Origin of the sequence: Aeromonas molluscorum 848, from assembly GCF_000388115.1 — a bacterium.
In the GTDB taxonomy this organism is placed as follows: Bacteria; Pseudomonadota; Gammaproteobacteria; order Enterobacterales; family Aeromonadaceae; genus Aeromonas; species Aeromonas molluscorum.
The window spans coordinates 1-8,387 of the sequence record NZ_AQGQ01000167.1 but is presented as its reverse complement, the minus strand read 5'-3'; the positions used below and the strand labels follow the sequence as shown (position 1 = coordinate 8,387).

5 protein-coding genes are annotated in these 8,387 nt (G+C 60.9%); 3 read left to right on the top strand and 2 right to left on the bottom strand.

Going from position 1 to position 8,387, the window contains the following annotated elements:
• Positions 1 to 268: 268 nt before the first annotated feature.
• The gene (pdxR, locus tag G113_RS17045) at positions 269 to 1,687 is read left to right on the top strand and encodes a MocR-like pyridoxine biosynthesis transcription factor PdxR (protein ID WP_005907727.1); all 1,419 of its coding nucleotides are present in this window, start codon (positions 269 to 271) and stop codon (positions 1,685 to 1,687) included.
• Between the two features lie 55 nt (positions 1,688 to 1,742).
• On the opposite strand, the gene gorA is transcribed toward pdxR, so the two are convergent.
• Together gorA and G113_RS17035 are read right to left on the bottom strand one after the other, a co-directional pair.
• Positions 1,743 to 3,092: a glutathione-disulfide reductase gene (gene gorA, locus G113_RS17040; protein WP_005907726.1), complete on the bottom strand. Its 1,350-nt coding sequence runs from the start codon at positions 3,090 to 3,092 to the stop codon at positions 1,743 to 1,745.
• 134 nt (positions 3,093 to 3,226) lie between these two features.
• Positions 3,227 to 5,194 carry a sensor histidine kinase gene (locus G113_RS17035; protein WP_005907725.1) on the bottom strand — a complete coding sequence of 656 codons (1,968 nt, stop codon included), beginning with the start codon at positions 5,192 to 5,194 and terminating at the stop codon, positions 3,227 to 3,229.
• Between the two features lie 203 nt (positions 5,195 to 5,397).
• Between G113_RS17035 and prlC the strand changes: the two genes are divergently transcribed.
• Together prlC and G113_RS17025 are read left to right on the top strand one after the other, a co-directional pair.
• On the top strand, positions 5,398 to 7,440 hold the full coding sequence (gene prlC, locus G113_RS17030) for an oligopeptidase A (protein ID WP_005907723.1): 2,043 nt from the start codon (positions 5,398 to 5,400) through the stop codon (positions 7,438 to 7,440).
• Between the two features lie 166 nt (positions 7,441 to 7,606).
• A complete protein-coding gene (locus tag G113_RS17025; RefSeq protein WP_005907721.1) occupies positions 7,607 to 8,368 on the top strand; it encodes a PAS domain-containing protein in 762 nt (253 codons plus the stop codon).
• Positions 8,369 to 8,387 lie beyond the last annotated feature (19 nt).

Here is an 8,387-nt window from a genome sequence, read left to right as displayed (position 1 = left end):
GATCGCCTTCGGCGTCGTAGCTATCGTCCGCGTGGGCGAACTGTGCGGTGCCCAGCAGGAGCAGCAGGGCGGCAAAGGGCTTTAGCAGGGGGGAGAGGGATGACAGACGCAAGGGAGATTCCTTATTGAATATTGAGTGAGGCATATGGCTTCGAGATTATCTGCCGGGCATCTTACGTGATGGACAGTCCTATAATAAGGACCATGAATGTCGATTTTAATTGTACCATTGCCTCACCCACCCTCTTCCCCACCTAGGCCGGTGACCATGACCAATCTGCACATTGAGCTGAGGCGCGAGACCGGAAATTCGCTAGTCGATCAGATAGCGACGGCCATCGGCCACTCGATCCGTCAGGGGCAGCTCTACGCGGGGGCGAGGCTGCCCTCGTGGCGCGATCTGAGCGTCCAGCTTGGGGTCGCGCGCGGCACGGTGCGCGCCGCCTATGAACGATTAATCGACGAGCAGCTGATCGTCTCACAGGGGGCTGCGGGCACCTTCGTCGCGCAGTGTCAGCCCATGAGCCCGCCGTCCGATCTGGTGGAGCAGCGTGGCCCCCTGCCCGAGATCTATTCGCTCCCCTTCGGCGCCAAGCCCCTGATGTTCCAGATAGGCGTCCCGGCGCAGGACGGTTTCCCCGCCAAGCTGTGGTCGCGGGTGGCCGCCCATGCTGCCAGTCAGGCCGCTGCGGGGACGGTCTGCTATCCCGATCCCCGTGGCGAGCCGGGCCTGCGCACCGAGATCGCCGCCTATCTCTCCGTGGCGCGTGGGCTGAGTTGCTCACCGGCCCAGATCATCATCACTTCGGGTTACAGCGGCGCGCTGGGGCTGCTTATTCACGGGCTCGATCTGAGAGGCAAGGCGGTTTGGGTGGAGGAGCCGGGTTATCCCTTGCCTCGGATGGCCCTGGCCATGACGGGAGTGACGCCAGTGCCGATCCCGGTCGATGGGCAGGGGCTCGATGTTGAGACTGGCATCGCTCGCGCGGGCGGGGCGGCGCTGGCCATCGTCACCGCCGGTCAGCAAGCGCCGCTGGGGATGACCCTCTCCCTTGCTCGCCGTCAGCAATTACTGGCTTGGGCCGCCAGCAGCGGATCCTGGATCATCGAGGACGACTACCTGAGCGAGTTGCAGCTGGCTGGACGGGCGGCACCGGCGTTGGCTTCGCAGGATCGCAACGGCCGGGTCATCTATGTCGGCACCTTCAGCAAGACCCTCAGCCCTGGCCTGCGTCTCGGCTTTATGGTGGTGCCGCCTGCGCTGGTCAATCGGTTGGGAGATGTGGCCGCCGCCCTTGCCCCCGCCACCGCCGTCGCGAGTCAGCTGGCGCTCGCCGAGTTCATGCGCAAGGGCCACTACCTGCGCCATCTACGCAAGATGAAGCGACTCTACCGCGCACGGGCTTCGGCGTTGCAACTGGCGCTGCCTGCCGATGCGGTCACCATGGCGGGGCTAGCGCTGTTGCTGCCTCTACCACAGGGTTGCGATGATCTGGCCATCGCGGCTCAGGCACTGGCACTCGGGCTGGCTCCGGCGCCGCTCTCCGTCTGGTATGCCGATCAGACGCACGCCCGGCGCGGCCTGCTGCTTGGCATTACCAATCTGCCGGAGGAGGGGCTGGAGGTGTGTTGTGCATGTCTTGCGGAGCTGGCTAGATTTGGCGGAGGGGAGGCGTTGGTGGAGTGAGCATTGCAACGCAGTGATTGAAGCCGGTCTGATCACAGACCGGCTTCATGTGTGATTAACGCATGGTGACGAACTCTTCCGCGCTGGTCGGGTGGATGGCGACGCAGTTGTCGAAGTCCGCCTTGGTGGCCCCCATTTTCATGGCGACGCCGAAGCCTTGCAGGATCTCGTCCATGGCAAAACCTATGCCGTGCAGGCCGACCACCTTCTCCTCGGGGCCGACGCAGACCAGCTTCATCCGGGTGGGCTGGCGATGCTGGGTCAGGGCGGAATACATGGCGGTGAACTGGCTGCGGTAGACCTTGACCTGGCTCTCGCCATACTCGGCGATGGCCTCCGGTTCGGTCAGCCCTATGGTGCCGATGGGCGGATGGCTGAACACCACGGTTGGCACCAGATCGTAGTTGAGGTGCTCGTTGGGCTTGTTGTTGAACAGCCGCTCCGAGAGGCGACGACCGGCCGCGACGGCTACCGGGGTGAGCTGGATGCGGCCAGTGTTGTCACCCACCGCATAGATGCCGGCCACTTGGGTATTCTGGAACTTGTCGGTCTGGATATAGCCTTTGGCATCGGGCGCAACGCCGGTGGCGGCCAGATTGAGCTGGTCGGTGGCAGGGGCGCGGCCTATGGCCCAGATCAGACAGTCGACGGTCAGATGGCGACCATCTTCCAGTTGCAGGGTCAGGCTGTCATCGGCATTCTTGATGATGGCTTTGGGCACGGCATGGGTGTGCAGCTTGGGGCCCTCGGCAGCCATGATCTCGACCAGGGTTTCCTGAACCATGGGATCGAAGCTGCGCAGCGGTCCGTGCTTGCGTACTACCAGATGGGTCTCTGAGCCCAGCGCCTGCATCACCCCGGCAATCTCGACTGCGATATAGCCTGCACCGACCACGGCTACCCGCTTGGGCTGGCTCGCAAGGGCGAAGAAACCATCCGAATCTATGCCGTGTTCGGCACCCGGGATGCCGGGGACTTCCGGATGACCGCCGGTGGCAATCAGGATGTGGTCGGCGCTGTAGCGCTCGCCATTGACCTCGATCGTCTTGGCATCGATAAAGCGGGCGAAGCCCTTGATGACAGTGATCTTGTTCTTGCCCAGTACCTTCTCGTAAGAGTCGTGAATGCGGCTGATATACGCCTGGCGGGACTCGACCAACTTGGCCCAGCTGAAGTGGTTGAGCGTGGTATCGAAGCCGTAGTCGGCGCCGTATTTGAGCGCATCGGCAATCTGGCCGGCATACCACATGGCCTTCTTGGGCACACAGCCGACGTTGACACAGGTGCCCCCCAGCTCTTTTGCTTCGATCAGGGCTACTTTCTTGCCATGCATGGCGGCGCGGTTGGCCGAGGCGATACCGCCACTGCCGCCGCCGATGGCGATATAGTCAAAATGCTGTGCCATGGTCGTGGCTCTCCACTCGTTTAGGGTGCAATACCCGATGATGGGGACAAAAGCACCGGCTCACAAGAGTCGATGTCCAGTTATCTGTCGATGGGGGCCATCGATCGCCCGCATCCGTCGGGCCAAGACCGGACTCAGCTGACCTGCATGGGCACGCTGATATGGAATTGGGCACCATGGCCTGGTTCGCTGCTGCAGTGAATGCGGCCGCGCAACAGTTGCACCACCAGGTTGTAAATAATGTGACAACCAAGCCCGCTGCCTCCTTGACCCCGTTTGGAGGTGACGAAGGGATCGAAGATGCGTGGCAGTATGGCGGCCGGGATGCCGCGGCCGTTGTCCGAGTAGTCGATAACCAGCATGTCATCCTGGCGCTCTACCCTGATGGTGACCTTCTTCGGCCTGTCCCAGTCGTCGAAACCGTGATGGATGGAGTTGAGGATCAGGTTGGAGTAGATCTGGGTGAAGCTGCCCGGGAAGGAGTAGAGGCTGAGCTTGGGATCGCACTGAATATCCAGCTCGCACTGGGCCTTCTTGAGCTTGTGGCCGAGGGAGACCACCACCTGATGCAGGTTGTCTGAGACATTGAAGCTGTAACGCGCCTCCGAAGATTGATCGACCGCCACCTGCTTGAAGCTGGCGATCAGCTCAGAGGCGCGGCGCAGGTTGCTCTGCAACAGCTGCATGGACTCATCCAGATTGAGGGTGAATTCATTGAGATAGCTGCGCGACAGCTGCTTGGCATCAAGGTGCTGCTTGAAGCCTGCCACCTGCTCCTGCAGATAGGAAGAGGCGGTCACGCTGATGCCGATCGGGGTGTTGATCTCATGGGCAACACCGGCCACCAGTGAGCCCAGTGAAGCCATTTTTTCCGACTCGACCAGGGTTTGCTGGGCACGCTTGAGTTCGTCATAGGCCTGGCCCAGCTGCTCGTTGGCGTCGCTCAGGCTGCGGGTGCGCTCCTGCACCTTGCCTTCGAGCTGTTCGCTGAATTCGGTGATTTCCCGCTCAATCCGCTTGAGGCGGGTGATGTCATACCCAAAGCCAATCAAGTACTTGAGCGATTCTCCCTCGTAGAAAGGGGCGAAGGTCCATTGCAAGGTGAGCTCGTCGCCGTCCTGGGCGCGCATCGGCAACTCCTCATCCTCAATCTTCTCCTGGGCCGCAATCCGAGTCCGGATTGGGTCACGCTGAGCCTCATCCACGAAGAGTTCCAGCCAGTTGTGACCCTGGATCTCCTGCTGGTGGTAGCCGGTGAGCAGTATGGCCGCAGGGTTGACGCTGGCGATGGTGAGATCGGGGTCCAGGCAGCAGATGACCATGTTGGCCGAGTTGATCAGGGTGGCGGAGAAGTCGCGCTCTTGCTGCAACTGCTCGGCGGACTGATGGCGGGCCATGAGTTCGTCCTGCAAGCGGCTGCGCATCTCGTTGAGGGTTGCGACCAGGGTATCGAGCTCATCGGGCTTCTTGCGGGGCAGGGGGCGCCCCTCCAGGGTGAGCGAGATCGCGAGGCGATCCAGATTGAACTGCTCCGTGTACTGGGCGATACGGTGCAGGTGTCTGATCACCAGATAGTAGATGATGATCAGTATGCAAAACGAGACCACCAGCGTCTTGATGGTCTGGCTGACCAGTATCAGCACGGACTTCTCGATCAGTCGTTGATAAACCTGATCCAGTGAGGCGGCGACGAACAATTTTCCGACCATCTCGCCCTGATAGGTCAGCTTGAACTCGCGGGAGATGTCGTAGCCGTCCCGCTCTACCCCTTGGGTCAGCAGCGGCACTTCCGAGGTGCCCAGCATCTCCTTGACCATGACGAACTGCATGTTCGGCAGGTTCATGATGCCCTCTATCTGTACCTTGACCTGCTCTTCATCCAGGTTCCACAGACTGGCGGAGATAGGCTGCAGAAAGGAGGCTTGAATCTGGTCAATGCTGCCCTCGATGAGCGCCACATCCTTGCGGTAGTCCCAGACGAGCTGCAGGGCCGTGATGATGAGAGCCAGGGCTGTGCTGCAGATGAGGATATAGGAGAGCAGCCGATAGGAGAGTCCGTTAAAGCCAAAGGCTTTTGCGGTCTGGGGGAAGAGTCCTGACATGGCGTCCTTGCGGTCTGGATAGGTAGGGTCTCAGTCTAACCGCTTAGTATCCGGCTGTCGTGGGGGTTTGCTACAAGCTGTGCGCGAGCCGAGGGTTTGCAGGCTAAGGCTTGATTATTACCGTCGGAGCCTACATCTTAGGTGGTCCAAGCAAAATAATAAGGCTTCTGGACAGCAGGGGCTTAGAGATGAGGTACGACAGGATGAATAACCCTTTGCTGACAATGGACTCCTTGCCGCTTTTCAGCCGCATTCAGCCTGAGCATATCCAGCCTGCCGTGGTGCAGGCCATCGCCGATAGCAAACAGAAGATCCAGGATGTCCTGGCCCAGAGTGAATCCCACACCTGGGACAGCCTGATCGCGCCGCTTGAAGAGGTCAACGATCGCCTGGCCCGCATCTGGTCACCGGTCAGCCATCTGAACTCCGTCATGAACAGCGAGGCGCTGCGCAGTGCCCACGATGCCTGCCTGCCACTGTTATCCGAATTCCAGACCTATGTCGGTCAGCATGAAGGACTCTACCAGGCTTACCACGAGCTGGCCAAGAGCGATGATTTCCCTCGCCTTGGCGCCGCCCAGCGCAAGGAGATAGAGAACACGCTGCGCGACTTTCGTCTGTCCGGCATAGGCCTGCCCGCAGAGCAGAAGCTGCGCTACGGCGAGATCCAGGCCCGGCTGTCCGAGCTGGCTTCGCGCTTTAGCAACAATGTTCTGGATGCCACCCAGGGCTGGAGCAAGCTGGTAACGGACGAGGCCGAGCTGGCCGGTTTGCCCGCGAGCGTACTGGCTGCCGCCAAACAGCAGGCAACGGCGCGGGAGCTGCAGGGCTGGCTCTTTACTCTGGATATTCCCTCCTACCTGCCGGTGATGATGTATGCCGACAGCCGGGCGCTGCGCGAAGAGTTGTATGCAGCTTATTGTACTCGCGCCTCGGATCAGGGCCCCAATGCGGGCAAGTGGGACAACTCCGCCATCATGACCGAGCTGCTCACCTTGCGCCGCGAACTGGCTCAGTTGCTCGGCTTTGCCAATTACGCCGAGTTGTCCCTGGCCACCAAGATGGCGGACAAGCCGGAACAGGTGGTGGGCTTCCTCACCGACCTGGCCGAGAAATCCCTGCCCCAGGGGCGAGTCGAACTCGACGAAATCCGTGCCTTCGCCGCCGAACATCATGGCCAGAGTGACCTGTCTGCCTGGGATCTCGCCTATTACGCCGAGAAGCTCAAGCAGCACAAGTTCGCCATTTCGGACGAGCAACTGCGTCCCTATTTCCCGGCGGGCAAGGTCGTCAATGGCCTGTTCGAGGTGGTACGCCGGGTCTTTGGCATGAAGGTGCGCGAACGGTACGGCATCGAGACCTGGCATCCGGATGTGCGCTTCTTCGATATCTTCGACAGTGAAGATGAACTGCGTGGCAGCTTCTATCTGGATCTCTATGCCCGTGAGCACAAGCAGGGTGGAGCCTGGATGGATGTCTGTCTGGGCCGTCGCTATCGCCAGGATGGCTCCTTGCAAAACCCGGTGGCCTATCTCACCTGCAACTTCAACGGTCCGGTCGATGGTCAACCGGCCCTGTTCACCCACAACGAAGTGGTCACCCTGTTCCATGAATTTGGCCACGGCATACACCATATGCTGACCCAGATCGACGTGGCAGGGGTAGCTGGCATCAACGGCGTGGCCTGGGATGCGGTCGAGCTGCCTAGCCAGTTCCTCGAGAACTGGTGCTGGGAGTCGGAGGCACTGGCCTTCATCTCCAGCCACCATGAAACCGGGGAGCCGCTGCCTGCGGACTTGCTGGAGAAGATGTTGACCGCTCGCAATTTCCAGGCGGCGATGCAGATGCTGCGTCAGCTGGAATTTGCCCTGTTCGACTTCCGCCTGCACCAGGAGTTTGATCCGGCCAACCCGGAGCAGATCCCGGCGCTGCTGGCCGAGGTGCGCAGCCAGGTCGCCGTGTTGACGCCACCGGCCTTCAACCGCTTCCAGCACAGCTTCACCCACATCTTCGCCGGTGGTTATGGGGCTGGCTATTACAGCTACAAGTGGGCCGAAGTGCTGTCGGCTGATGCCTTCTCCCGCTTTGAGGAGGAGGGGATCTTCAACCCCCAGACAGGCCAGGCTTTCCTGACCCATATTCTGGAGAAGGGCGGATCCAAGGAGCCCATGGAGTTGTTCCGCGCCTTCCGGGGGCGAGAGCCTCAAGTGGATGCACTTTTGCGCCATAGCGGGATCGCAGCGTGATTTTCACAATAAAAAGGGACCTTTGGTCCCTTTTTTAACGTAATTTGAATGCCTTGCGATGACCCGAATTGCACTGACCTGCGCTCTTGAGTAGAGTCGGCCTTCACACCTAAAGGAGAGAATGCATCTTGCCATGAGGCGAGCACTCACATCTGTCTACCGGATTATGTCAAACCTGTCCCACACCAGTGGGCTGGGGTATTTTGACAGCTTCGTGACCGAGCTCGCGGCGGCGACGCAGGCAGACGTTGTGTTGGTCGCGGGGCGAGATAGCAGCGGGCTGGCGTTCGAGATCCATGCCGCCTATCCGGCCACCCTGGGCATGAGGGGGGGAGTGTTCCCCATCGCCGCCACGCCAGGAGAGATAGTGCTGCAGCAAGGCGAAGCCTGGTTCAGCGATCGTTTGCCCCAGTTGTTTCCCCTCGCCACCATCTTCATGACCCATGATGCGGTACGCGGCTATGCCGGGATCGCGCTCAAGAATGCCCATGGCGAAACCATAGGCCTCTGTAGTCTCTGGTTCCATCAGGGGCAAGAGTGCATGGACAGGGTGATGAGTGTGCTACGCCTGTTGGCCCCTCTGGCCGGTCGCGAGTTGGCTCTCTGCCTGCCCCAGACCCTGAATCCACCCACCCTGCCTCCCCTCGCCATGGATGCCATGCTGGCTCATGCCCCGGTCGGGATCGGCAAGCTGGATCTGCAGGGCCGGCTGTTGTGGGCGAATCCGGCCATCGCCAACATCCTGGGTTATTGCGAGGAGGAGCTGCTGCACAGGACGGCCGCCGAGCTTCACCACCCGGAGGACTGGTTGCGCAGCCTGGCCAGCTACGGCGAGCTGGTGCGTGGGGAACGCACGTGCCCGTCACCCGTGGAGAAGCGCTACCGCATAAGCAGGGCCATGACCGTCTGGGGGGCCGGTCACCCGTGACCCTGGTACGCAACGATCG